Origin of the sequence: Streptomyces sp. NPDC020422, assembly GCF_044386705.1 — a bacterium.
In the GTDB taxonomy this organism is placed as follows: Bacteria; Actinomycetota; Actinomycetes; order Streptomycetales; family Streptomycetaceae; genus Streptomyces.
In genome coordinates this window covers 121,641-145,101 of sequence record NZ_JBIRVJ010000007.1, presented here as the reverse complement: position 1 = coordinate 145,101, position 23,461 = coordinate 121,641, and the positions used below count along the sequence as shown (strand labels likewise).

Annotated in this window: 23 protein-coding genes; 6 read left to right on the top strand and 17 right to left on the bottom strand. The window is 72.3% G+C overall.

What is annotated here, in order from left to right; genetic code table 11:
- Positions 1 to 156: 156 nt before the first annotated feature.
- The gene (locus tag ACH414_RS20235) at positions 157 to 897 is read left to right on the top strand and encodes a hypothetical protein (RefSeq protein ID WP_382537070.1); all 741 of its coding nucleotides are present in this window, start codon (positions 157 to 159) and stop codon (positions 895 to 897) included.
- Here ACH414_RS20235 and ACH414_RS20230 read toward each other — a convergent pair.
- Positions 791 to 2,113: a cytochrome P450 gene (locus ACH414_RS20230; protein WP_398942740.1), complete on the bottom strand. Its 1,323-nt coding sequence runs from the start codon at positions 2,111 to 2,113 to the stop codon at positions 791 to 793. The two genes, ACH414_RS20235 and ACH414_RS20230, sit on opposite strands and share 107 nt — an antisense overlap.
- A 147-nt stretch (positions 2,114 to 2,260) precedes the next feature.
- Here ACH414_RS20230 and ACH414_RS20225 point away from each other — a divergent pair, with 147 nt between their 5' ends.
- From ACH414_RS20225 to ACH414_RS20215, 3 genes are all read left to right on the top strand, one after another.
- A complete protein-coding gene (locus tag ACH414_RS20225) occupies positions 2,261 to 3,433 on the top strand; it encodes a hypothetical protein (RefSeq protein WP_398942738.1) in 1,173 nt (390 codons plus the stop codon).
- A 105-nt stretch (positions 3,434 to 3,538) separates the two neighbouring features.
- Positions 3,539 to 4,708, top strand: coding sequence for an Ig-like domain-containing protein (locus tag ACH414_RS20220; protein WP_398942736.1), 1,170 nt, complete (start codon positions 3,539 to 3,541; stop codon positions 4,706 to 4,708).
- Positions 4,709 to 4,852: 144 nt separating this feature from the next.
- Positions 4,853 to 6,406: a CocE/NonD family hydrolase gene (locus tag ACH414_RS20215; RefSeq protein WP_386567680.1), complete on the top strand. Its 1,554-nt coding sequence runs from the start codon at positions 4,853 to 4,855 to the stop codon at positions 6,404 to 6,406.
- 42 nt (positions 6,407 to 6,448) lie between these two features.
- On the opposite strand, the gene ACH414_RS20210 is transcribed toward ACH414_RS20215, so the two are convergent.
- The 8 genes from ACH414_RS20210 to ACH414_RS20175 all read right to left on the bottom strand — a co-directional run bounded on the left by ACH414_RS20210 (position 6,449) and on the right by ACH414_RS20175 (position 13,005).
- Positions 6,449 to 7,321, bottom strand: coding sequence for an amino acid ABC transporter permease (locus ACH414_RS20210; protein ID WP_382537084.1), 873 nt, complete (start codon positions 7,319 to 7,321; stop codon positions 6,449 to 6,451).
- On the bottom strand, positions 7,318 to 7,962 hold the full coding sequence (locus tag ACH414_RS20205) for an amino acid ABC transporter permease (RefSeq protein ID WP_386567682.1): 645 nt from the start codon (positions 7,960 to 7,962) through the stop codon (positions 7,318 to 7,320). The genes ACH414_RS20210 and ACH414_RS20205 overlap by 4 nt, the downstream gene beginning before the upstream one ends.
- Positions 7,963 to 7,982: 20 nt before the next feature.
- Positions 7,983 to 8,903, bottom strand: a complete 921-nt coding sequence (locus tag ACH414_RS20200) for a glutamate ABC transporter substrate-binding protein (protein ID WP_398942733.1) — start codon at positions 8,901 to 8,903, stop codon at positions 7,983 to 7,985.
- A gap of 14 nt (positions 8,904 to 8,917) precedes the next feature.
- Positions 8,918 to 9,664, bottom strand: a complete 747-nt coding sequence (locus ACH414_RS20195) for an amino acid ABC transporter ATP-binding protein (protein WP_398942731.1) — start codon at positions 9,662 to 9,664, stop codon at positions 8,918 to 8,920.
- 110 nt (positions 9,665 to 9,774) lie between these two features.
- On the bottom strand, positions 9,775 to 10,212 hold the full coding sequence (locus tag ACH414_RS20190; protein ID WP_382537095.1) for a DUF6278 family protein: 438 nt from the start codon (positions 10,210 to 10,212) through the stop codon (positions 9,775 to 9,777).
- A gap of 54 nt (positions 10,213 to 10,266) precedes the next feature.
- Complete coding sequence (locus ACH414_RS20185) at positions 10,267 to 11,046, bottom strand: exodeoxyribonuclease III (RefSeq protein WP_382537098.1); 780 nt, start codon at positions 11,044 to 11,046, stop codon at positions 10,267 to 10,269.
- A gap of 45 nt (positions 11,047 to 11,091) precedes the next feature.
- Positions 11,092 to 11,724 (bottom strand): MBL fold metallo-hydrolase, encoded by a 633-nt coding sequence (locus ACH414_RS20180; protein ID WP_382537101.1) that lies wholly within the window; start codon positions 11,722 to 11,724, stop codon positions 11,092 to 11,094.
- 18 nt (positions 11,725 to 11,742) lie between these two features.
- Positions 11,743 to 13,005 carry an alpha/beta fold hydrolase gene (locus ACH414_RS20175; protein WP_391767860.1) on the bottom strand — a complete coding sequence of 421 codons (1,263 nt, stop codon included), beginning with the start codon at positions 13,003 to 13,005 and terminating at the stop codon, positions 11,743 to 11,745.
- A gap of 120 nt (positions 13,006 to 13,125) precedes the next feature.
- Between ACH414_RS20175 and ACH414_RS20170 the strand changes: the two genes are divergently transcribed.
- A complete protein-coding gene (locus ACH414_RS20170; RefSeq protein ID WP_382537106.1) occupies positions 13,126 to 13,956 on the top strand; it encodes an alpha/beta fold hydrolase in 831 nt (276 codons plus the stop codon).
- A 106-nt stretch (positions 13,957 to 14,062) separates the two neighbouring features.
- Here ACH414_RS20170 and ACH414_RS20165 read toward each other — a convergent pair whose 3' ends face one another.
- The 7 genes from ACH414_RS20165 to ACH414_RS20135 all read right to left on the bottom strand — a co-directional run bounded on the left by ACH414_RS20165 (position 14,063) and on the right by ACH414_RS20135 (position 21,047).
- Positions 14,063 to 15,490, bottom strand: a complete 1,428-nt coding sequence (locus ACH414_RS20165) for an amidase (RefSeq protein WP_398942729.1) — start codon at positions 15,488 to 15,490, stop codon at positions 14,063 to 14,065.
- Positions 15,491 to 15,583: 93 nt separating this feature from the next.
- Positions 15,584 to 16,150, bottom strand: coding sequence for a hypothetical protein (locus ACH414_RS20160; protein ID WP_382537112.1), 567 nt, complete (start codon positions 16,148 to 16,150; stop codon positions 15,584 to 15,586).
- Entirely contained in the window at positions 16,147 to 17,325 is a 1,179-nt protein-coding gene (locus ACH414_RS20155) for an ROK family glucokinase (protein WP_382537115.1), read from the bottom strand. Before ACH414_RS20155 ends, ACH414_RS20160 begins: the two co-directional genes overlap by 4 nt.
- 36 nt (positions 17,326 to 17,361) lie before the next feature.
- Entirely contained in the window at positions 17,362 to 18,177 is an 816-nt protein-coding gene (locus tag ACH414_RS20150) for an ATP-binding cassette domain-containing protein (protein ID WP_398942728.1), read from the bottom strand.
- Positions 18,174 to 19,238 carry an ABC transporter permease gene (locus ACH414_RS20145; RefSeq protein ID WP_382537121.1) on the bottom strand — a complete coding sequence of 355 codons (1,065 nt, stop codon included), beginning with the start codon at positions 19,236 to 19,238 and terminating at the stop codon, positions 18,174 to 18,176. The genes ACH414_RS20150 and ACH414_RS20145 overlap by 4 nt, the downstream gene beginning before the upstream one ends.
- Complete coding sequence (locus tag ACH414_RS20140) at positions 19,235 to 20,254, bottom strand: sugar ABC transporter substrate-binding protein (protein WP_382537123.1); 1,020 nt, start codon at positions 20,252 to 20,254, stop codon at positions 19,235 to 19,237. Before ACH414_RS20140 ends, ACH414_RS20145 begins: the two co-directional genes overlap by 4 nt.
- Before the next feature lie 76 nt (positions 20,255 to 20,330).
- A complete protein-coding gene (locus ACH414_RS20135) occupies positions 20,331 to 21,047 on the bottom strand; it encodes a GntR family transcriptional regulator (RefSeq protein WP_382537126.1) in 717 nt (238 codons plus the stop codon).
- 173 nt (positions 21,048 to 21,220) lie between these two features.
- Between ACH414_RS20135 and ACH414_RS20130 the strand changes: the two genes are divergently transcribed.
- Positions 21,221 to 22,234, top strand: coding sequence for a Gfo/Idh/MocA family oxidoreductase (locus ACH414_RS20130; RefSeq protein ID WP_398942726.1), 1,014 nt, complete (start codon positions 21,221 to 21,223; stop codon positions 22,232 to 22,234).
- A 43-nt stretch (positions 22,235 to 22,277) separates the two neighbouring features.
- Here ACH414_RS20130 and ACH414_RS20125 read toward each other — a convergent pair whose 3' ends face one another.
- Positions 22,278 to 23,456 (bottom strand): cytochrome P450, encoded by a 1,179-nt coding sequence (locus tag ACH414_RS20125; RefSeq protein WP_382537131.1) that lies wholly within the window; start codon positions 23,454 to 23,456, stop codon positions 22,278 to 22,280.
- Between the last annotated feature and the right edge of the window lie 5 nt (positions 23,457 to 23,461).

Here is a 23,461-nt window from a genome sequence, read left to right as displayed (position 1 = left end):
CTGCATCCGTACCTCCAGTCAACGACCGTCCGGGCAGCGTAACTTCTGCCCGCGCCTCCCGTCAGGAGCGCGTCCGCGCCGCAACAGGACTGTCATGCGACCTCTCGGACACCGGCTCTCGAACAGGCGGCCGGGCGCCCGCTAGCATGCGCGCCCATGAACGAAGACCTGCGCAACATCGTGCTGGGCGTGCTCGCCACCGGGGTCAGCGGCTCCCTCGGCTGGCTGACCCGCACCCACCTCTGGCGGCGACGGCTCCGCAGGAAGCAGGCGTTCTTCGGGCTGCCGAGCCACTCGGAGTGCCTGCTCGTCGTCAACCGGGAGGCCGGCAACGAAGGCGCCGTGCACCGCTTCGACGTCTCGGCGCTGCTCGAACTCGCGGCGCTCATCAAGGACTGCGGGGCGCACGCGCAGATCGTCCAGCACGATCTGGCCCAGCTGGGCTTCGGCGACCGCACCGAGTTCTGCCTGGGAGGGCCGGGGTCGAACCGGCGGATGGCGGCTCACCTCGCCTCTCTCCTCCCGGGCCTGTCGATGAGCGTGGCCCTGGAGCCCGTCGAGGACCGGGGCGCGATACGGATCGGCGAGGACCGCTACCGGATGGAGCCGGGCGTCTGCGAGTACGTCCTGCTCGCCCGGGTCACCGCGGGCGAGGGCGGGCGTCCGGTCTTCCTCTTCTGCGGCCAGCGGGCGATCACCAACCAGGCGGCCACCCGCTATCTGGCCCGGCACCACGAGCGGCTGGCCCGCCGCCACCGTGGCGGCTCCTTCGTGCTGCTCCTGAAGGTGGTCAACTCGCAGGCGTACGGCCCCGACGTGGTGGAGCTGGTGGCGGACGTGACCCGGCGGGCGCTGACGCCTGGCGCCGCCAGTCCACCCGCACCGGAAGGGACTTGATGCCGTTGATGAAGTGGGAGACCAGGCGCCGGGGCGGCCCGGCGGTCTCCAGGTCGGCGCAGGCTTCCCGTATCTCCTCGTGCAGCAGCCGGAGCTGAAGCCGGGCGAAGTGGGCCCCGAGGCACACGTGCGGTCCGTCGCCGAAGGCGACCTGGGGGTTCCGGGTCCGGGTGAGGTCGAGCCGGTACGGGTCGGCGAAGACCCGCTCGTCGAAGTTGGCGGAGGCGTGGAAGACGACGACCTTGTCCCCGGCGCGGATCGGCACCCCGGCGAGCTCGGTGTCCCGGGCGGCGGTGCGGCGGATGTGCAGCACGGGCGGGTGGACGCGCAGGAGTTCGTCGACGGCCGGCTCGATCTCCGCCTTGCCGTCCCACAGTTTGCGCCGTTCGTCGGGGGCTCCGGCGAGTGCGAGCAGCCCGCCCGGGGCGGCGCTGCGGACGGTGTCGTTGCCGGCGACGGTCAGCAGGAAGAAGAACATCTCCATTTCCGCGTCCTGGAGTTCACCGTGCGCGAGCACGGTCATGATGTCGTCGGCGGGGTGGGCGCGCTTGTGCGCGGCGAGCTCCTGGGCGTAGCCGAACATCTCGGCGAGCATGGCCGGTGAGCGGGGGTTGACGGGGCGCCCCTCGGCATCCAGGACGGGCGGCTCGTCGGGGTCCTGGTAGGCGATCACCCGCTCGGTCCAGGTGTGCAGGAGGCCGCGGTCGTCCGCCGGCACGCCGAGGATGTCGGTCAGGTTGAGCAGCGCGTAGTCGTCCGTGACGGTCCGGACGAGATCGGTCTCGCCGCCCGCCTCCCGGGCGTCGCGCAGCAGCCGGCGGGCCCGGAGGCGCGCGGTATCGGCGAAGCGCTCGATCCTGCCGGGAGTGAAGGCCCGGCTGACCAGGCGCCGCAACCGGGCGTGGTGGGGCGGGTCCTGATTGAGCATCATGCGCCGGATGAACGGCAGGTCGGCGGGGTCGGGGTCGCGGATCTGGGTGGCGCCGAGGTGCGAGGAGTAGGTGGCGGGGTCCTTGAGGACGGCTACGACGTCGGCATGGCGGGTCACGGCCCAGAACCCGGGCCCGGCGGGCCAGCCGAGCACCTCGTACTCGTCCTGCCACGCCACGGGGTGGTGGTCGCGCAGGACGCGGAACCTGTCGTGGGGGATGCCCGCCGCGTAGAGCCGCGGGTCGAAGACGTCGGGCACACCGGGTACTTCGCTCGCGTCGCTCAACAGCCCTCCCGGGGGTGAAGACGTCACCATCATGACAGGTCAGGGCCGTTTTTCGTAGGACGGAACGCACAGTTCGGGAGCCTTGTCGGAGGTGTCCCGCGACTCCCAGAATCTCCGTCGTCGCATCGGACGGAGAACAGGGGGCACATGGGGAACATCGATCATGACGCGGTGCTGCGGGCGAGGGTGCTGCTGCTGGGGTCGGGGCGGTTGGGCCCGTGGGAGGAGATCGGGGCGTACCGGGTGCTCGCCGAGGTGAGTCCGCGGGCGTATCTGCCGAAGCTGGTCGACGCGCTGCTCGCCCAGGCCGGTCACACGCGGGACCCGGAGCGGGCACTCGCGCTGTTCGAGGAGGCCGCCGACGGCGCACGGCGTCTCGGCGCGGGCCTGCCCGACGGGAACGGGCCGCTGCTGTGCGCCCTGGACGCCCGGAGGCGGGCGCTCTTCGCCGCCGGGCGGCGCAGCGAGGGGCGCGCGGTGTGCGAGGAGCTGGCGGAGGCCGGTTCGGACGTGAGGCTCGCGGTGGTGCTGGCGGAAGAGGGGCGGCACGCGGAGGCGGCCGCGCTGTACGGCCGGCACGCCGAGCAGGCCGGGAAGGACGGGGCCGAGGGGACCCTCGTCGAGTGGGCGGCCGAGCTCGACGCCGCCGGGCGGCGGGAGCAGGCCCTGAGGGTGTTCGGGCGGCTGGTGGACGCCGAGCGGCGGAGGGCGGCGCGGGACGGCGACCGGCCGGCGGCACTGGTGGGGTTCCTGGTGCATCAGGCCGGGATGCTCCGGGCCGCCGGCGCCCGGGCCGCGGCGGCGGCCGCCGTCCAGGAGGCGCTCGGCGTGCTGGGCCGACTCGCCCGGGACGGTGAGCCGGCGACGTGGGACGGGCGCTGGGCGCACTGGATCAGGCTGTTCCCGCTCTCGGTGCGGTCGGACGAACCGGCCGCGACCCCCGAGGCCCCGCAGCCGCCCTTCGGCAGTTGTCCCCTGCTCGACTGGTCGCCCGACACGAGGGGTGCCTGGCTCGCCGGCGCAGCCGCCCTCGAGGAGCGGGCCGCCGCGTTGCGCGCCTCCGGCGAGCTCCTGGAACTGCTCACGGTCCAGCGGCGTCTGACCGCCCGCCGGGCGGTGCGACGCAACAGCGGGGACGTGGAGTCGCTGCTGCCGGAGTTCGACAGCGGCGTCGCGCTCGCCCGCCGCCTGCCCGGCGCCCCGTCCGCCGTGGCGCGGGCGCTCACCGACCGCGCGATGTTCCTCCTCGCCGCACGGCGGTACGCGCAGGCCCATCGGGACCTCGCGGAGGCGGGGGCGCTGTCGGACGGGCCCGTATAGCCCATCTCACATCCGACATCCCCGGAATAGTCCATATTTTCGGAACCGGCACCGGCCGCGGGGACTCTCATCCTCCGTAAGAGATCACCACCGGAGGTCGTTCCCGTGAGCCGCATACCCGTCCCCGCCCTGCTCGTCACCGCCGCCCTGGCCCTCACGCTCGGGGCCTGTTCCGGCGGATCCGGCGGCAAGGGCGGGGCGGGTGACGGCGCGCAGGACCCGGCGCCGGTCCGGATCACGACCCGTCCGGCCGGGACCCAGGCGGCCCCGGGGCAGCCCGTGGTGGTGCGGGCGTCGGAGGGGCAGCGACTGCAGCAGGTGACCGTGACCGACTCGCGGGGCGGGACGCTCACCGGCAAGATGGCCGCCGACGGGAAGACCTGGACCTCCGAGCGCCCGGCCGCGCCGGGGACGACGTACTCGGTGGCGGCGCGGGTCGCGGACGGCGGCAGCGCGACGTCCTCGTTCGCCACGGCCAAGGCCGACAAGGTGAACAAGCTGACCCTGGCGCCCGGGAAGAACACCACGGTCGGCATCGCCCAGCCGCTGTCGATCGTCTTCGACCACCCGGTGAAGAACAGGGCCGAGGTGGAGCGCCGGCTGAAGGTCACCACCTCGGACGGCACGCTCGGCTCCTGGGGGTGGATGCAGGACTGGTCGGGCAAGGACCGGGTCGACTGGCGCCCCAAGGAGTACTGGAAGTCCGGCACGAAGGTCACCCTGGACGCGGAGCTGAACGGGATCGACTCGGGCGCCGGCGGCTGGTTCGTGCGCGACTACACCACCACGTTCACCATCGGCCGCAGCCAGGTCGTCAAGGTCGACCTGGACTCCCACCGGCTGCGGCTGCTGCGGGACGGCCGGCAGGTGGCGGACGTGCCGATGTCGGCCGGCACGCCGGGCGGCGAGAAGGCCTCCTGGCGCGGGAAGACGGTCCTGATGGCCAAGGAGGGCACGATCAACATGCGCTCCGAGACGGTGGGGCTCGGGGACGCCTACGACAAGATGGTCGACTACTCGATGCGGCTGACCTGGTCGGGGATGTACGCCCACGCGGCGCCGTGGAACGCGGCGTACTTCGGCAACACCAACCACAGTTCGGGCTGCATCGGGATGAGCGACGCGGACGCCGGGGCCGTATACGACCAGGTGCGGGTCGGCGACCCGTTCGAGATCACCGGTTCGGGCTCCAAGGGGACCCAGGCGCTGAACAACGGCTACGGGGAGTGGAATCTGTCGTGGGCCGAGTGGCAGGCGAAGAGCGCGCTGCGCTGACGCGCGTCCCTGCCGGGGACGCGGACGCGGCAATAATCGTTACCCTCGCGTAACTTACCGACTGGTTACCTCAGGTAAGTCACCGAGGTTACCGTCGGGTCACTTTCACTGCCCCCCATTCAGTGAACCAGTGAGGAGTGACCCGTGCGCACAGCCCTGGCCTTCGCCGTCTCGGCCGCCCTCGTCGCCGGGACGGCCCTCGGGCTCGCCCCCGCCGCCCAGGCCGCCGGGACCGGCGGCTCCGTCCGCTTCGTCGACATCGCCGGGGACGGCGGGACCGTCCTCAAGGCGAACGTCTTCACCCCGGCCGGCGCCGGCGCCTCGGCCCGCTACCCGGTGATCGTGCTGCCCACCAGCTGGGGCATGCCCCAGATCGAGTACCTCGCCCAGGCCCAGCAGCTCGCCGACTCCGGCTACGTCGTGGTGAGTTACAACTCCCGCGGCTTCTGGCAGTCCGGCGGGGAGATCGAGACCGCGGGCCCCGAGGACATCGCGGACGCCTCCCTGGTCATCGACTGGGCGCTCGCCAACACCCCGTCCGACCCCGCCAAGGTGGGCATGGCCGGCGTCTCCTACGGCGCCGGCATCAGTCTGCTGGCCGCCGCGCACGACAAGCGGATCAAGGCCGTCGCCGCGCTCAGCGGCTGGGCCGACCTCATCGACTCCATCTACAGCGGCCGCACCCAGCACCTCCAGGCGGCCGCCCTGCTCGGCGGGGCCGGATACCTCACCGGCCGCCCCGGCCCCGAACTCCGAGGGATCCTGAGCGACTTCCTCTCCTCCCGGCTGGACAAGGAGGACGAGATGATCGCCTGGGGGCGCAAGCGCTCCGCCGCCACCTACCTCGACGCGATCAACGCCAACCACCCGGCGATCATGCTCGGCAACGCCTGGGGCGACACCATCTTCCCGCCCAACCAGTTCGCGAGCTTCTACGAGAAGCTCAGCGGCCCCAAGCGGCTCGAGTTCCGCCCCGGCGACCACGCCACCGCGGAGGCCACCGGTCTGCTCGGACTGCCCAACGACACCTGGACCAACGCCCACCGCTGGTTCGACCACTACCTCAAGGGCGCCGACAACGGCGTCGACCGCGAGCAGCCGGTCCAGCTCAAGCCGCGCTCCGACGCCGGCTACGAGGGCTACGCGGACTGGAAGTCGGTCAACGCCGACCGGCGGAAGTTCGCCCTCGGCGGCTCCGAGCACCTGTGGGCCAACGTCGACTCCGGTGCCGACGGCGGCGTCGTGATGCTCTCCAACCTGCTGGACCAGTTCTTCCAGGCCCCGCCCGTCGCCTCGATCCCGCTGCTCCCCCGCGCCTTCGCCGGCGTGTGGCAGACCGAGCGGTACGACACCCCGCAGCGGGTGCGCGGCACGGCCCGGCTGCACACCACGCTCACCCCGACCGCCGAGAGCGGCACCTTCGTCGCGTACCTCTACGACGTGGGCCCGCTCGGTCTCGGCAAGCTGGTGACCCACGCCCCCTACACCTTCCACGAGCGGACCCCGGGCAAGCCGTTCGCCGTCGACCTGGACCTGTTCTCCACGGCGTACGACGTGCCCGCCGGGCACCGGCTCGCCCTGGTCGTCGACACGGTCGACCCGCTCTACATCGAGCACAACCCGACCGGCGCGCAGCTGACCTTCTCCTCCCCCGCGGCCGACCCGTCCTACGTGTCGGTGCCGCTTCGGGCGGAGTGATCACCGGCTGCTGCCGGGCGGGTGGTGCCCGTGCGGGGCGGGCTACTCGCGGCCCGGCAGCAGCGTGGGGGCCTCGGCGGGGGCGACGTCCACGGCCTTGGTCCGGGGACTGCGGCGCTCCCGCCTGGCCACCCAGCCGGCGAACCAGGAGAGCAGCATGCAGAGCCCGATGTAGATCGGGGAGATCACCATCACCACGGGGATGAACGGCAGGTCGTAGTCGAGGTTGGAGGCGATCAGCTTGCCGGCGTGCAGGAACTCCTCGTAGGTGATGAGGAAGCCGAGCGAGGTGTCCTTCAGCGCCACCACCAGCTGGCTGATGATGGCGGGCAGCATGGCACGGACCGCCTGCGGCACCAGGACGTAGGTCATCACCTGGGTCTTGCGCATGCCGAGCGCGTACGCCGCCTCCCCCTGCCCCCGGGCCACCGCGTGGATTCCGGTGCGGAAGACCTCGGCGAGCACCGAGCCGTTGTACAGGGTGAGCCCGGCCACCAGCGCGGGCAGCGGCTGGACCTTGAGCGCGACGAAGATGAAGAAGATCATCACGAGCACCGGCATGGCCCGGAAGAACTCCACCAGGAGCGTGGCCGTCCAGCGCAGGACCCGGTGCTCGGAGAGCCGGCCGGTGGCCAGCACGGCGCCCAGCGCGAGGGAGAGCACCGAGGCGTACGCGAAGGCCTTGAGGGTGTTGCCGAGTCCGCGCAGCAGCATCTCCTGGATGCCCTTGTACACGAAGGGCGACCACTTGGTGGCGGTGAACTGGTCGGTGTCGAACAGGAGATAGAGGATCCAGGCGGCGAGGCCCAGGATGACGACGGTCGAGAGCAGACCGTAGACCAGGTGGCGCCTGCGGGTGCGCGGGCCCGGGATGTCGTAGAGCGCGGTGGAGGCGGCTGTCGGGGCGGTGGTCATCGGGCGACTCCCCAGCGCTTCTCCAGGTAGTGGAAGAGCGCGCTGATGGCGAGGGTGATGATGAGGTAGCCGACGGCGATCCAGACGAAGGTCCAGACGATGTCGTAGCCGAGCTCGCTCAGGGTCTTGTAGGTGCCGAGGAGTTCGGTGACGCTGAACGCCCCGGCGATCGCCGAGTTCTTGGCGAGGGCGATGAGGGTGGAGCCGATCGGCGGGATGACCGAGCGGAAGGCCTGCGGCAGGACGACGTTGCCCAGGGTCTGTCCGAAGGTCATGCCGAGGCTGCGGGCGGCCTCGCCCTGCCCGAGGGGCACGGTGTTGATGCCGGAGCGCAGCGCCTCGCAGACGAAGGCCGAGGTGTAGCAGCCGAGGGCGAGGATCGCGAACAGCTTGAAGGGCAGCACGATGCCGAACCGGGGCAGTCCCAGCATCACCGCGAAGAACAGCAGGGTGAGCGGGGTGTTGCGCAGGACCGTGACCCAGACGGTGCCGAAGACCCGGAACGATCCCACGGGCGCGACCCGGAAGGAGGCCATGAGGAAACCGAGGGCGAGGGCCAGGATCGAGGCGTAGAAGGTGAGCTCGACGGTGCCGAGGAAGCCCTCGCCGTAGAGCGAGAAGTTCTCTGTCAGGACGTCCATGGGACGGCGGTGCTCCTTCCTCAGCCGGCCGGGTAGCGGTCGATGGCGGGCGGCGTCGGGGCGGGCACCCCGGAGAGGCCGAGGGTCACGTCGTAGGCCTTCTTCCAGTCGCCGTTCTTCTCGTGCGCCGCGACGGCGTCGTCGAGGGCGAAGCGCAGCGCGTCGTCGTCGTGCGGGACGCCGATGCCGTACGGCTCCTTCGAGAACGGCTTCCCGACGACCTTGAGTTCGTCGGGGACCTTGGCCGCGTAGCCCATGAGGATCGTGTTGTCGGTGGTCACCGCGTCGACCTGGTAGGTGAGCAGGTTGTCGACGCAGACCGAGTAGCTGTCGTACGCGACGAGTTCGGCCTTCGGGTAGTCCTTCTGGATCCGCTGGTACGGGGTGGATCCGGCGGCCGAGCAGACCCGCTTGCCGTCGAGGTCCTGCGGCCCGTGGATGTCGTTCTCGTCGGTGCGGACGAGCAGGGACTGGCCGGCCAGGTAGTAGGGGCCGGCGAAGCCTACGAGCTTCTTGCGGTTGGCGTTGATGGTGTAGGTGCCGACGTAGTAGTCGATCTGGCCGTTCTGCAGGGCCGTCTCGCGGTTGGCGGAGGAGATCGTGCGGAAGCGGATGCCGGCCGGGTCGAAGCCGAGCGAGGCCGCCATCATGCGGGCGATCTCGATGTCGAAGCCCGAGTAGGCGCCGGTCGCCGGGTCCTTCTCGCCCATGTAGGGCTGGTCCTCCTTGGCGCCGACCACCAGGTGGCCGCGTTTCCTCGCCCGGTTCCAGGTCGGGGAGTCGGGCAGGCTGAAGCCCGACTGGACCTGGTAGACGGGGAGTTGGCCGGGCTTCGGGCCCTTGACCGGCGGGCTGCCCTCCTTGCCGCAGCCGGCCGTGCCGCCGAGCGCGGCGGCGAGCAGCAGGGCGAGCGCGGCGAGGGTTCGTTTCGTACGCTGCATGGCTCCCGGTCCGGTCAGTGCTTGAGGATCTTGGACAGGAAGTCCTTGGCGCGCTCGCTGCGCGGGGCGGTGAAGAAGTCCTCCGGGGCGCGGTCCTCGACGACCCGGCCGTCGGCCATGAAGACCACGCGGTTGGCCGCCGAGCGGGCGAAGCCCATCTCGTGGGTGACCACGACCATGGTCATGCCGTCCCGGGCCAGCTGCTGCATGACCTCCAGGACCTCGTTGATCATCTCCGGGTCGAGGGCCGAGGTCGGCTCGTCGAAGAGCAGCGCCTTGGGGTCCATGGCGAGGGCACGGGCGATGGCGACGCGCTGCTGCTGGCCGCCGGAGAGCTGGGCGGGGAACTTGTCCGCGTGCGCGGCGAGTCCGACCCGTTCGAGGAGTTCGCGCGAACGCCGGTCCGCCTCCTCGCGCTTGCGCTTGCGGACCTTGACCTGGGCCAGGGAGACGTTGGCGAGGACGGTCTTGTGGGCGAAGAGGTTGAAGGACTGGAAGACCATGCCGACCTCGGCGCGCAGCCGGGCGAGGGCCTTGCCCTCCTCGGGCAACGGCTGCCCCTCGATGAGGATCTGGCCGGACTCGATGGTCTCCAGGCGGTTCATCGCCCGGCAGAGCGTGGACTTGCCGGAGCCGGACGGGCCGATGACGACGACCACCTCGCCGCGGCCGACGGTGAGGTCGATGGACTGCAGGACGTGCAGGGTGCCGTAGTGCTTGTTGACGCCACGCAGTTCGATCAACGGATCATCGACGGCCATGCGCTCCCCTGCCCCTGTGTCTTTCGGCTGGTGTCGAGGTCAGCGCAAACTATCCAGCTCGAAAAGGGACTTCCCCGCCGACACGCATGAAAGCGGGATAAGCGAGATAATCAGTACTCCGCCGATTCCGCGTACACCTGGGAGAGCTCGGGTGCTCCGGTCGCGGCCCAGTCGAGTCCGGCCTCGACCACGTTGACCTCGCGGCCCGACGGCAGCCGCACCACCGGCTGCCCGTCCGGGCGCAGCCGCCAGCTCGCCCTGGGCACGGTGCGCACGATGACCGTGCCGAGGTAGAGCCCCGCGTCGTTGCCGACCCAGGGCAGCTCCTCGGGGTCGTCCCGCCAGCGCGGCGGCAGCTGGTCGAGCGCCGCGAGGGACCGGGCGGTGTCGTCGAGCACCACGCCCGCCTCCTGGGCACGGGCGCGCAGCAGCTCGCATTCGGCGAGCAGTTCGGCGGCCCCCTCCGGGTCCCGGTCGAAGGCCGAGACCAGAGGGGAACGCCCCGGATCATGCTTCTTGCGCCAGTTGTCCAGGAAAGGAATGTTCATCCGAACAGCCTCGCACCGGACCCTCCCGGGGCACCACCCGGCGCGCGGAGATCATCACACGTCGAGGTCGACGACCACCGGAGCGTGATCGGAGGCGCCCTTGCCCTTGCGCTCCTCGCGGTCCACGTAGCTGTCCTTGACGGCGTCGGCGAAGGGCTTGTTGCCGTAGACCAGGTCGATGCGCATGCCCTTGTTCTTGGGGAAGCACAGCTGGCGGTAGTCCCAGTACGTGTACGGGTGGGCGTACTTCAGCGGGCGGGGCACGATGTCGCCGAGCCCGGTCTCGCGCAGGCCGGCGAGCGCGGCGCGCTCCGGCTCGGTGACGTGGGTGGCGCCCTCGAAGAGGGTGATGTCCCAGACGTCGTCGTCGGTCGGGGCGATGTTGTAGTCGCCGAGCACCGCGAAGGGCCGCTCGCCCGCCGCGTCGTCGGCGACGGCGGCCTTCAGCGCCTCCAGCCAGCGCAGCTTGTACGCGTAGTGCTCGTGGGCGACCTCGCGTCCGTTCGGCACGTACACCGACCAGACACGGACGCCGCCGCAGGTGGCGGAGACGGCCCGCGGCTCCTGGACGCCCTCGTAGTCGGGGCCGCCGGGCAGGCCGACGACCACGTCCTCCAGGCCCACCCGGGAGACCAGGGCGACCCCGTTCCAGCGGCCGGTGGCGTTGACCACCGACTCGTACCCCAGCGCGCGCAGCTCCTCGGTGGGGAACTGCTCGGCGGTGCACTTGGTCTCCTGGATGCACAGCACGTCGGTGCCGGTGCTCTCCAGCCAGGCCAGGAGCCGGGGCAGTCGGGCCGTGATCGAATTGACGTTCCAGGTGGCGATGCGCATGAGCGCAAGCCTAGCCCCGCCCTCCGACACCCACCGGGATCCGGCTCACAGCTCGGCCGAGGCCCCCGGGGCGAGCCGCCCGTGATCGGTGCCGCCGAGCTGCCCGATCTGGCGGTCGTAGATGGGCCGGGCGAGGTCGGTGAGCAGGGCGTCGTGGACGTCGTAGGCGCGGACGGGCTTGACCTCCCGTACGTAGTCGATGACCTCGGAGATCTTGTTCCACGGCGCCATCACCGGCAGCAGCAGGGTCTCCACCGGGTGGTCGGGGACGGTGAGCGCGTCGCCGGGGTGGAAGACGGAGCCGTCGACCAGATAGCCGACGTTGGTGATCCGCGGGATGTCGGGGTGGATGACGGCGTGCAGCTCGCCGTGGACCTGGACGTCGAAGCCGGCGGCGGTGAAGGTGTCGCCGCCGCCGACGGTGTGCACCCGCCCGGGGAACGCCGCCGCCAGCTGCTCGGCGACGCTCCGCAGGGTCCACAGCTCGGCGGCCGGGTTCGCCTCCAGGGCGGCCCGCAGCCGCCCCTCGTCGAAGTGGTCGGGGTGCTCGTGGGTGACGAGCAGGACGTCCGCGCCGAGCGCGGCGTCCTGCTCGGTGAACATGCCGGGGTCGATGACGAGCGACCGCCCGTCCTTCTCCAGGCGGACACAGGCGTGCGTGTTCTTCGTCAGCTTCACGCCCCCACCCTAGGCGGGTCAGGCCCGCGGCGTGGTGTCCTCCCGCACGACCCGCGCGACGACCTTCAGGGCGCTCTCGGCGGCCGGAAGCCCGCAGTAGACCGCGGTCTGCAGCAGCACCTCGCGGATCTCGTCGGGGGTGAGGCCGTTGCGCAGCGCGGCCCGGGTGTGGTCGGCGAGGGCCTCGTGGTGGCCGCCGGTGATCAGCGCGGCGAGGGTGACGGCGCTGCGGGTGCGCCGGTCGAGCCCGTCGCGGCCCCACACCTCGCCCCAGGCGAAGCGGGTGACCAGGCCCTGGAAGTCGGTGCCGAACTCGTCGGCCAGGGCCTCGTCCACATGGGCGTCGCCGAGGATCTCCCGGCGCAGCTTCAGCCCGTTCTCGTACGGGTCGGGCCGGGGCGCCTCCTCGGCCTCGTCGGCGTCGGCGGGGGCGCTCTCCGCCGCGGGCGCGACGGGGGCGGCCACCGGCGGCATCGGCGGTGCGGTCAGGGCGCCGGTGTCGTGGGCGAGGCCGGCGAAGTGCCCGACGAGCAGTTCGGTGACGGCGGCCGGCTGTTCGACGGGCGCGAGGTGGGAGGCGCCGGGAACGACCGCGAGCGGCGCGTCGGGGATCCCGGCGACGAGGGTGCGGGCCTCGGCGGGCCCGGTGACCTGGTCCTCGGCGCCGACGAGCACGAGCACGGGGATGCCGATGCGGCCCAGCGCCTCGCGGGTGTCGAAGACGGCGAGGGCCTCGCAGGCGGCGATGTAGCAGCCGGGGTCGGTGGTGCGGACCATCTGCACGGCCCAGTCGACGATGGCGGGCTGGGCGGCGGCGAAGGCGGGGGTGAACCACTGCTCGGGGGCGGTGCGGGCGATCGGCTCCAGGCCGTTGGTCCGCACGATCACCCCGCGCTGGCGGAACTCGTCGGGAGTGCCGAAGCGGGGCGAGGTGGCGACCAGCGCGAGCGAGGCCACCCGGTGCGGGGCCCGCAGCGCCAGGTCGAGCCCGACGGCCCCGCCGAGCGCACAGCCGGCGTAGCCGAAGCGCTGGATGCCGAGCTCGTCGAGGGTGGCGAGCAGCCGGTCCCCGAGCTCGGCGACCGAGTCGGCGGGCTGGGCGGGCGCGCCGCCGTGTCCCGGCAGGTCGAAGCGGACGACCCGCCATTCGCGGGTGAGTTCGGGTATCTGGCGGTCCCACATGTGCCAGGTGGTGCCGAGGGAGGGCCCCAGGACCAGGACGGGGGCGTCTTCTCGCCCGTCGGATCGGTATTGCAGGGTGTTCGTCGGTGTCTCACTCACCCGCTTGACCCTCTCATCTCTCACGAAGCGGCGCCGCGCCGGGTCGAACCTAGCGCCTCCGCGGTCCCCGTGGTGCTCCAGGAGGCATGCCTCGCAGGCGCGTTCGATAGCGTGGGCGGCATGCGTGAAGTGATCACCGGTGACGGCCGGACCCTGGCCGTGGAGGAGTGGGGCGTGCCGTCGGGGGTGCCCGTCGTCTCTCTGCACGGCAGTCCCATGAGCCGGCTGGCCCGCTACCCGGACGAGGGGCTGTTCCACGAGCTCGGCATCCGGCTGATCACCTACGACCGCCCGGGGTTCGGCCGTTCCAGCCCCCGGCCGGGCCGGCGGGTCGTCGACGCGGCCGATGACGTGGCCGCCGTCGCCGACGCACTCGGCCTCGACCGCTTTCCCGTGTTCGGGGTGTCCGGCGGCGGCCCGCACGCGCTGGCCTTCGCCGCCCGCCATCCCGACCGCGCCACCCGGGTCGGGACGCTGGCGAGCCTGGCCCCGCGGGACGCCCGGGGGCTCGACTGGACCGCCGGGATGGACGAGGGCAACCGCCGCAGCGCAGCCGCCGCGCTGACCGGCCGGGAGGCGGTCCTGGAGCACCTCGGGCACGTCGGCACCGCCGGGCTGCCGCCCCTCCCCGAGGTCGAACAGGCCGTCCTCGCCCGTCCGGAGATCAGCGGGATGCTCGGACCCGCCTTCGCCGAGGCGGTCCGGCCGGGACTCGACGGCTGGGTCGACGACGTCGTCGCGCTCTTCGGTACGCCCTGGGGCTTCGACCCGGCCGCCGTCGAGGTCCCGGCCCGGCTGTGGCACGGCGGCCTCGACACCCTCGTGCCCCCGTCCCACGGCGACTGGCTCGCCGCCCGCATGCCCACCGCGACGCTGGTCCGCCAGCCCGGCGCGGGCCACGGCGGACACTTCGACGCCACCCCCGCGCTCCTCACCTGGCTCATCGGCTGACGCCCGCGGCACCGGCGCGAGCGGCGGCGGCCGGGGGCCGGACGGCGGGTCCGGGTGCGGTCATGGCGGGGAAGCTGCCGCAGGCCTTCCGGAGGCCGCCGTTCCGTCAGAGCGCGGGGACGGCGCCCCACGGGCGGACGGCCTCGATCGCGGCGGCGGTGCGGAACACCGTGACGTCGTCGTAGGTGCGTCCCACGATCTGCACCCCGGTCGGCACCCCGGTGGAGGCGAAGCCGGAGGGCACGCTGAGCACCGGGCAGCGGCTCGCGATGTTGAAGACCGTGGTCAGCGACGCGTCCATGTAGTGGTCGAGGGTGACGCCGTCGACGACCACCTCCGTCGAGGTGTAGTCGTCGTCGGCGTCGAAGGCCGGGATGGCGAGGGTCGGGCAGAGCAGCACGTCGTGGCGGTCGAGCAGGCCGCCGAGCGTGGCCTGCACCTCGGCCTCGACCTCCAGGCCCGCCAGGAAGCTGCCCGGTTCGGCGACGTACCGCGCGGTGTCCTCGGCGAAGGCGAGGGCGTACGGGGTGAGCAGCTCGCGGTGTTCGGCGGCGACCGAGGCCACGTAGGGGCCGAAGACCGAACCGAAGTGGATCATCGCGGCCTTGCGCACCTGGGCCCGGGTGATCGGGACCGCCACCTCCTCGACGAGCGCTCCGGCCGTGCGCAGCGCGTCGGCGACCGCCCGGGTGTTCGCCTCGACCTCGGGGTCCACCGGCCAGTCGCCGAGTCCGACCGAGAGCGCGACCCGCAGCCCGGCGACGCCCTCGAATCGCTCGGGCAGCACCAGCTTGGGCCGCAGCGAGACCGCGTCGAGCGGATGCGGTCCCGCGATGACGTTCTGCAGCAGCGCGCAGTCGGCGACCGTGCGGGCCATCGGGCCGTCGTGGCAGTAGGTGTCGAGGTTGAACGGGGCCATGGCCGGCACCCGCCCGTACGGGGGCTTGTAGCCGACGGTGCCGGTACAGGAGGCGGGAAGGCGGATCGAGCCGCCGATGTCGGAGCCGGTCGCGAGGGTGGTCTCCCCCGCCGCCAGGGCCGCTCCGGCGCCGCCCGAGGAGCCGCCCGGCGAGTAGGCCGGGTTCCACGGGTTGCGGGTGACGCCCCACAGGCGCGACCGGGTGAAGGCCGCGCTGCTGAACTCCGGTGTGGTGGTGCGGCAGTGGACGATTCCGCCGGCGGCGAGGACCCGTTCGACGACCGGGTGGGTCTCGTCCGCGACCTCGTCCTTGAAGGCGAGGGAGCCGTCGGTGGCCAGGCGTCCCGCTATCGGCTGCTCCTCCTTGGTGGCGACGGCCAGCCCCTCCAGGGGCCGCGGCGCCTCGCCCTTCCCGGCGTAGCGCGCCTCGGCCTCCCGCGCGGCGGCCATCGCCTCGTCGAAGGTCCGCTCGGCCAGCGCGTTGACGACCGGCTCCGCGGCCTCGGCGCGCGCGACGACGGCGCCCATCAGCTCGACGGGCGAGAGCGTGCGGTCGCGGAACCGGCGCAGGGCCTCGGTGGCGGGAAGGTAGGCGAGCTCGGTGGTGTCGGTCATGGGGGCAGCTAAGCGGCGGGCCGCGGCACAGGTCAATGGTGTTGTCGTAAGGCGGCGGCGTCCCGCCGACGGCGGGCCGTGCCACGCCCGCGGTCAGGGAGACGTCGCCGACACCACGTACACGCGCGGGAACGCCGGGTCCGTCAGATCGACGGTGATGTCGCTGGTCGGGCGCGGCTTCTCGCGGGTGACGGTGGTGCCGTGCCAGTCCTGCCCGGGGACGAAGTCCCAGCCGACGATGCCGGCGTCGTGGTCGCCCACGGTGACGCCGGGGGCCAGTGCGGCGCGGCTGGTTCCGCTGTCGCGGAGGTAGCCGTCGAGTCCGTTCGCGGTGGTCGTGAACTGCACGTACAGACGGCTGGTCTTCCAGTTGCTCGTCTCGTAGTAGCTGACGTCCCAGGCGCCGGTGGGGATCGGGATCTCGAAGATCCGGCGCTTCATCTGCGAGGGCCAGTTGTCCTGCAGGCCGACGGCGGAGGACTCGCGCTCCTTGTCGCGGCCGCTGTCGCGGCTCTGGCCGGCGGAGATGACGAGGTAGCCGGCGGGGATGCCGACCAGCAGCACGATGGTGATGGCGGTGAGCCAGCGACGGCGCAGCATGTGCCGCCGGTCCTCGGGGAGCTTGCCTTCTCCGGGGGCCGGCGGGTGGGGCAGGGTCATGAACGCGGGTCCTGGGGGGTGCGGGGGTCCCGGTCCGTCGCGGGCACCTTGCGCAGGGCCTGGGCGTAGCGCCCGTAGCGCTCGTAGCGCTCGACGCGGCGGCGGTTGGCGCGGCGGAAGCGGCGGGCGACGAGCCGGGCGAGGTCGGCGGCGCCGACCATGCCGGCCTCGGGGCCGAGCTGGGCGCGGGCGATCCGGGCCTCGGGGCGGTAGCCGCGGCCGGTGAGATGGCGCCGGAAGGCGTCCCGGGCGGGGCCGATGAGCAGGTCGTCGGCGGCGGAGACGCCTCCGCCGATGACGAAGCAGGAGGGGTCGAGGGCGGCGGCCAGGTTGGCGATGCCGACGCCGAGCCACTGGCCGATGTCCTGGAGCAGCTCGACGCACATGGCGTCGCCCTCGCGGGCCAGCTCGGTGATGAGGGGGCCGGTGATGTCGGGGACGTTGCCCTTGACCCGCTCGATGATGTTGTACGCGACCGGGGAGTCGGCGGCGGCCAGCTCACGGGCCTCGCGGACCAGGGCGTTGCCCGAGCTGTACTGCTCCCAGCAGCCGCGGTTGCCGCAGGGGCAGCGGTGGCCGCCGGGGACGACCTGCATATGGCCGAACTCGCCGGCCACCCCGTACTTGCCGCGCTTGACCTGGCCGTCCTCCAGGATCGCGCCGCCGATGCCGGTGCCGAGGGTGATCATGACGAGGTGGTCCTCGCCGCGGCCGGCGCCGAAGCGCCATTCGGCCCAGGCGGCGGTGTTGGCGTCGTTGTCCACCATGACGGGGACGGCGAGCCGGTCCTGGAGGGCGTCGCGCAGCGGCTCGTTGCGCCAGGCGAGGTGGGGGGCGAAGAGCACCCTGGCCCGGTCGGCGTCGACCCAGCCGGCCGCGCCGATGCCGACGGCGTGCACGTCGTGCCGGTCGGAGAGGTCCAGGACGAGCTCGACGATGGTGTCCTCGACGACCTTGGGGCTCTTGGACTTGTCGGGGGTCTCGGTGCGGACCTTCTCCAGGATGTTGCCGTCCGCGTCGACGACGCCGGCCATCACCTTCGTACCGCCGATGTCGATGCCGACGGTCGGCACCCGGGGCGCCGTCAGGTGCGAGCGCCGCTCCCGGGTGCCGACGGTCCGCAGCACGGTGCCCCGGGCGGAGCCGCGGTGGGTGAGATCGCGGTAGGTACTCATCGGCTCGATTCTGCCAGCTGTGGTGTGTGGGGCGCGTTACGAAGCGGAGGACGTCCCCGACGGCCCCGAGGGGCGTTCCAGCTCGTGGCGCAGGTCCTCCAGCTCGCTGCCGCCGGCCATCTGGCGGGTCAACTCGTCGAGGGTGATGGAGCCCTTGGTGTGGCTGCCCGCCATGACACCGCGCTTCAGGAGCACGAAACGATCACCCACGAGATAGGCGTGGTGCGGGTTGTGGGTGATGAGGACCACGCCGAGGCCCTGGTCACGTGCGGCGGCCACGTATTTCAGGACCACCCCGGACTGCTTGACGCCGAGCGCCGCGGTCGGCTCGTCGAGGACGAGGACCTTGGCGCCGAAGTGGACGGCGCGGGCGATGGCCACGCACTGCCGCTCACCGCCGGACAGGGTGCCGATGGGCTGGTCGACGTCCCGCAGGTCGATGCCCATGCGCAGCAGCTCGGTGCGGGTCGTCTCGCGCATCAGCTCGACGTCGAGGCGCTTGAAGGGGCCCTTGCCCTTCGTGGGCTCGGAGCCGAGGAAGAAGTTGCGCCAGACCGGCATCAGCGGGACGACCGCGAGGTCCTGGTAGACGGTGGCGATGCCCCGGTCCAGGGCGTCGCGCGGGTTGGCGAGCTCGACGTCCTCGCCCTCGATGCGGAAGGTGCCGCCGTCGTGCCGGTGCAGACCGGCGACGATCTTGATGAGGGTGGACTTGCCGGCGCCGTTGTCGCCGAGGACGCAGGAGATCTCGCCCGCGCGGACCTCCAGGGAGACGCCTTCGAGGGCGCGGATGTTGCCGTAGTACTTGCTGACGTCGTCGAGCTCGACGAGGGCGGCGGAGTCGGTCGTCACTTGGTGGCCTCCACGCGCTTGCGGATCCAGGCGTTCAGGAGGGTCGCGAGCAGCAGCATGGCGCCCAGGAAGAACTTGAACCAGTCGGGGTTCCACTCGGCGTACACGATGCCCTTGCCGGTCATGCCGAAGATGAAGGCGCCGACCGCCGAGCCGATGGCGGAGCCGTAGCCTCCGGTGATCAGACAGCCGCCGATGACGGCCGCGATGATGTAGATCAGCTCGTTGCCGACCCCTTCGCCCGACTGGACGACGTCGAAGGAGAAGAGCAGGTGCTGGCCGGAGATCCAGGCGCAGAAGGCCACGCCCATGTAGAGGCCGATCTTGGTCTTGTAGACCGGGACGCCGACCGCGCGGGCCGCGTCGGCGCCGCCGCCGACCGCGAAGATCCAGTTGCCGAAGCGGGTGCGCAGCAGGATCCAGGTGGCGACGGCGACCAGGGCGATCCACCACAGGATGGTGACCTTGAGCTCGACGCCGCCGACGGTCCAGGTGGAGGCGAAGAGCTTCCTGGCGGAGGGGAAGCCCTCCATGTCGGCGATCGACTTGGTGGAGACCGTGCCGCTGATCAGCTTGGTGAAGCCGAGGTTGAGGCCGGTCAGCATGAGGAAGGTGCCGAGCGTGATGATGAAGCTCGGGAGTTTGGTGCGGGTCAGCATGAAGCCGTTGAACACGCCGATGGCGAGGGTGACGAGCAGCGAGACGCCGACGCCGACCCAGACGTTCGCGGTCATCTGGTAGCTGAACATCGAGGAGATCAGCGCGGAGCTGGTCACCAGCACACCGGCGGAGAGGTCGAACTCGCCGCCGATCATCAGCAGCGCCACCGGCACGGCCATGATGCCGATGGTGGAGGCCGCGTACAGCACGGTGCCGAGGCTGGAGGCGCGCAGGAAGCTGTCCGCGACGATCGAGAAGAAGACGAAGACGGCGATCGCGCCGACGACCGAGCCGAGCTCGGGGCGGGCGAGCAGCTTCTTCGCAGGGGAGGTGCGCAGCAGTCGCTCGTCGACGTGGTCGAGGCCGTCGGCGGGCGCCGGGGGCGGGGCGGCGGCACTCATCGGGTACCCCGCTCGGTGTAGCCCTTCAGCGCCGCGGCCTGGTCCTTGGTGATGATCTGCGGGCCGGTCAGGACCGGCTTGCCGCCACCGAGGACGTCGGCGTTGTAGCGGTAGAGCCAGAGCAGGTCGACGGCCTCGTAGCCCTGGAGGTAGGGCTGCTGGTCGACGGCGAAGCCCAGGGTGCCCGCGGTGAGCGCGTCGGCGACCTTGGCGTTGAGGTCGAAGGTGTCGACCTCGGCCTTGCTGCCCGCGCTCCGCTTCGCCTGGACGGCGGCGTCGGCGAACGGCGCGCCGAGGGTGACGACGGCGTCGATGGACGGGTCGGACTGGAGCTTGGCGAGGATGGAGGCCTGGACGTCGGGCATGTTGGTGCCGTCGACGTAGAGGTTCTGCAGATCGCCGCCGAAGGTCTTCTTCGCGCCGGCGCAGCGCTGCTCGTGGCCGACGTTGCCCTGCTCGTGCAGGACGCACAGCGCCTTCTTGCGGCCGCGCTTGTCCAGCTCGTCGCCGACGGCCTCGCCGGCGACGGTCTCGTCCTGGCCGATGTGGGTGAGGGCGCCGAAGGCCTTGGAGGCCTCGGCGCCGGAGTTCACCGTGATCACCGGGATGCCGGCCTTCACCGCCTTCTCCACGGCCGTCTTCATGGCGTCCGGCTTGGCGAGGGTGACGATGAGGCCGTCGACGCCCTTGGCGACGTACGAGTCGATCAGCTGCGCCTGCTGCTGCGCCTCGTCGCTGTGGGCGTACAGGAAGTTGATGTTGTCCTTGACGGCGGCCTGCTTGGCGCCGTTCTGGACGATGTCCCAGAAGGTGTCGCCGTCGCCCGAGTGGGTGACCATGGCGAAGGTCCAGCGGGGGGTGTTCACCGCTGCCCGTCCCTGGGCCGCGGCCGCCTTGCGGGCGTCCTCCGCGCGCTTGCCGCCGGTGCTGCTGCATCCCGCGAGCGCGGCGGTCAGCGCCACCGCGAGCACGGCGCCGACGGCCGCGCGTACCCCTCCATTAGGAACCCTGGTCACGAGGCCGTGCCCTCCTTTGTGTCCTTCTGCGTGCATTGCAGTATCGGTCATGGGGGTCGCGCCGATCTCAGGGGGCCTACCCGCGAGTCAACAACTGGAACTCGAAGGAGTAACGCGAGGCCCGGTAGAGGTGGGCCGCGTACTCCACCGGACGCCCCGTCGCGTCGAACGTGGTGCGCTCCATCGTGAGCACCGGGGCGCCCGCGCGCTCGCCGAGCAGCTCCGCCTCGGCGGGCTCCGCGGCCCGCGCCCCGATGGCCTGGCGGGCGCTGTGCAGGGTGAGCCCGCCGGCGCGCAGCAGCCGGTAGAGGCCGGTGCCCTCCAGCGGGACGCCGGGGTCGAGCAGGGACGCGGGGAGGTGGTTGCGCAGATACGCGAGGGGCTCGCCGTGCGCGGTGCGCAGCCGCTCCAGATAGCGCACCTGCGTGCCCTCGGGCAGCCCGAGCGCCGCGGCGACCTCGGGGCCCGCCGCTTCGAGCCGGTCGGTCAGGACGCGGGTGGCGGGCTGCTGCCCGGACGCCTCCAGGTCGTCGTAGAGGCTGCTGAGCTCCAGCGGGCGGCGGACGGTGGAGTGCACCACCTGGGTCCCCACTCCCCTGCGGCGCACCAGGAGGCCCTTGTCGACGAGCGACTGGATGGCCTGGCGGACGGTGGGCCGGGACAGCCCGAGACTGCCGGCCAGGTCGATCTCGTTGCCGAGCAGGGTGCCCGGGGTCAGCGCGCCGCCCTCGATCGCCGCCTGGAGCCGCTGGGCGAGCTGGAAGTAGAGCGGCACCGGGCTGGAACGGTCCACGGAGAGCTCCGGGACGAGCGGGGAGGGCGGGGCTGGCGTGGCAGACGGTGAGGGCGGCGGCTGGGGAAGCACGTCCGGGAGCGTAGCCCCGGGCCACGGCCGCGGGAAGGCGTGGCGTCCTGTTGTCCTGACATTTCCTTGACAGCGGGTCCGTTCCGCACCACCTTGGGGCCATGCGTATCGGACTGGTCGGCACGGGTCGGATCGGGGCGTTCCACGCGGGGGTGCTGGCCCGGCATCCGGAGGTCGAGGCGCTGGTCCTCGCGGACGCCGACGCGGTGCGGGCGGCGCGGGTGGCGGGGGCGCTCGGGGCCGAGGCGGCGCCGACGGTCGAGGCGCTGTTCGGGCACGCGCTGGACGCGGTGGTGATCGCCTCGGCGACCGCCGCGCACGCGGAGCTCATCGGGCGCGCCGCGGCGGCGGGCCTGCCGGCCTTCTGCGAGAAGCCGATCGCGCTGGACGTGCCCGGGACGCTGAGCGCGCTGCGCGCGGTGTCGGAGGCGGGCACGGAACTCCAACTGGGCTTCATGCGCCGCTTCGACGCCGGCTACCGGGCGGCGCGCGAGGCCGTGGCGGACGGCCGCCTCGGCCGTCTGCACACCGTCCGCGCGACCACCTCCGACCCGGCCCCGCCGCCGGCCGCGTACCTTCCCCTCTCGGGCGGCCTCTTCCGGGACTGCCTGGTGCACGACTTCGACATCGTCCGCTGGGTGACCGGCCGCGAGGTCGTCGAGGTGTACGCGACCGGCTCGGACGCGGGCCCGCCCGTCTTCCGCGAGGCCGGTGACGTGGACACGGCCGCCGCCCTGCTCACCCTGGACGACGGCACCCTGGTCACGGCGACCGCCACGCGCTGCAACGGTGCCGGATACGACGTCCGCATGGAACTGGCGGGCGAACTCGACCAGATCGCGGTCGGCTGGGACGACCGCACCCCGGTCGAGTCCGTCGAACCCCTGGGCCCCCGCCCGCCCGCCAAGCCGTGGAGCGGCTTCCTGGAGCGCTTCGCGCCGGCGTACGAGGCCGAGCTGGACGCCTTCGTCCACCTGGTCCGCGGCGAACGCGACAACCCCTGCGACGGCCACGAGGCCCTCGCCGCCCTCCGCGTCGCGGAGGCGTGCGCGCTGTCACGGCGGGAACGGCGGGTGGTCCGCCTGGCGGAGGTGGCGGGGGCGGGGGCCTCCTAGGCGCGGGGCGGTCGGGCCGTGGCGAGGTCGAGGACCACGGGCGTCACCAGACGACCGGGAGGCGGCGGGTGCCGCGGATGAGCATGCCGGGGAGCCACTCCAGCGAGCCCGCGTCGGGGTCGAGTTCGAGCCGGGGGAAGCGTTCGAGGAGTGTCCGGATCGCCGTCTTGCCTTCGAGGCGGGCGAGCGGGGCGCCCAGGCAGAAGTGGATGCCGTGGCCGAAGGCGAGGTGGCCGCGCGGGTCGCGGCGGATGTCGAAGCGTTCCGGCTCGGGGAAGCGGGCCGGGTCGTGGGCGCCGGCGGCGAGGCTGATGAGGACGATCGCGCCGGCCGGGATCTCGGTGCCGCCGATCGTGACGGCCTCCGGGGCGAAGCGCAGGGTGGCGTTCTCCACCGGACCGTCGTAGCGCAGGCCCTCCTCGATCGTGGCGTCGAGCAGGGTGGGGTCCGCGCGGAGGGCGGCGAGTTGGTCCGGGTGGGTCAACAGGGCGCGGACCGTGTTGGAGATGAGGTTGACCGTCGTCTCGTGCCCCGCGATCAGCAGCAGGTAGGCGAGGGCCCGCAGTTCGGGGAGGGACAGCCGGTCGCCGTCCTCGGCGCGGGTGGTGATGAGGGCGGAGAGCAGGTCGTCGGAAGGGCCCGCGGCCCGCTTGTCCTCGATGAGTTCGTCGAGGTAGCCCCCGAAGCCCTCGACGGCCTCCCGGTCGGTCATCGCCCCGGTCGGGGCGACCAGTTCGTTGGACCAGGCGCGGAACGAGTCGCGGTCGGCCGCCGGGACGCCGAGGAGCTCGCAGATGACGGTGATGGGCAGCGGGAAGGCGAAGGAGTCGACGAGGTCGGCCCGTCCGGCCGGCTCCATCGCGTCGAGGAGTTCGTCGGTGAGCTGCTGGATGCGCGGCCGCAGCGCCTCGACGCGGCGGCCGGTGAACTCGCCCGCGACGAGCTTGCGCAGCCGCGTGTGGTCCGGCGGGTCGACGATGAGCAGATTGGGCCCGACGACCTCTTCCTCGGGGAGCGGCATGCCGAAGGCGGAGAAGGACTTGGACAGGCGCTGGTCGGCGAGGGCGGCGCGGGCCTCCTCGTAACCGACGACCAGCCAGGCCGGCATGCCGTCCGGTGTCAGGACCTCGTGGACGGGGCCCTGCGCGCGGAGCTTGGCGTAATACGGGTACGGGTTCGCGGTGAAGTCCGCGCCGTACTCCCCCAGATCGATGACGGACATCGGCC

Bases quoted from the DNA above. Each gene is read 5' to 3' on its own strand.
- ACH414_RS20235 (WP_382537070.1), top strand. From the start codon at position 157: ATGAACGAAGACCTGCGCAACATCGTGCTGGGCGTGCTCGCCACCGGG.
- ACH414_RS20225 (WP_398942738.1), top strand. From the start codon at position 2,261: ATGGGGAACATCGATCATGACGCGGTGCTGCGGGCGAGGGTGCTGCTG.
- ACH414_RS20210 (WP_382537084.1), bottom strand. From the start codon at position 7,321: ATGACCACCGCCCCGACAGCCGCCTCCACCGCGCTCTACGACATCCCG.
- ACH414_RS20205 (WP_386567682.1), bottom strand. From the start codon at position 7,962: ATGGACGTCCTGACAGAGAACTTCTCGCTCTACGGCGAGGGCTTCCTC.
- ACH414_RS20200 (WP_398942733.1), bottom strand. From the start codon at position 8,903: ATGCAGCGTACGAAACGAACCCTCGCCGCGCTCGCCCTGCTGCTCGCC.
- ACH414_RS20195 (WP_398942731.1), bottom strand. From the start codon at position 9,664: ATGGCCGTCGATGATCCGTTGATCGAACTGCGTGGCGTCAACAAGCAC.
- ACH414_RS20190 (WP_382537095.1), bottom strand. From the start codon at position 10,212: ATGAACATTCCTTTCCTGGACAACTGGCGCAAGAAGCATGATCCGGGG.
- ACH414_RS20185 (WP_382537098.1), bottom strand. From the start codon at position 11,046: ATGCGCATCGCCACCTGGAACGTCAATTCGATCACGGCCCGACTGCCC.
- ACH414_RS20170 (WP_382537106.1), top strand. From the start codon at position 13,126: ATGCGTGAAGTGATCACCGGTGACGGCCGGACCCTGGCCGTGGAGGAG.
- ACH414_RS20165 (WP_398942729.1), bottom strand. From the start codon at position 15,490: ATGACCGACACCACCGAGCTCGCCTACCTTCCCGCCACCGAGGCCCTG.
- ACH414_RS20160 (WP_382537112.1), bottom strand. From the start codon at position 16,150: ATGACCCTGCCCCACCCGCCGGCCCCCGGAGAAGGCAAGCTCCCCGAG.
- ACH414_RS20155 (WP_382537115.1), bottom strand. From the start codon at position 17,325: ATGAGTACCTACCGCGATCTCACCCACCGCGGCTCCGCCCGGGGCACC.
- ACH414_RS20145 (WP_382537121.1), bottom strand. From the start codon at position 19,238: ATGAGTGCCGCCGCCCCGCCCCCGGCGCCCGCCGACGGCCTCGACCAC.
- ACH414_RS20130 (WP_398942726.1), top strand. From the start codon at position 21,221: ATGCGTATCGGACTGGTCGGCACGGGTCGGATCGGGGCGTTCCACGCG.
- ACH414_RS20125 (WP_382537131.1), bottom strand. From the start codon at position 23,456: ATGTCCGTCATCGATCTGGGGGAGTACGGCGCGGACTTCACCGCGAAC.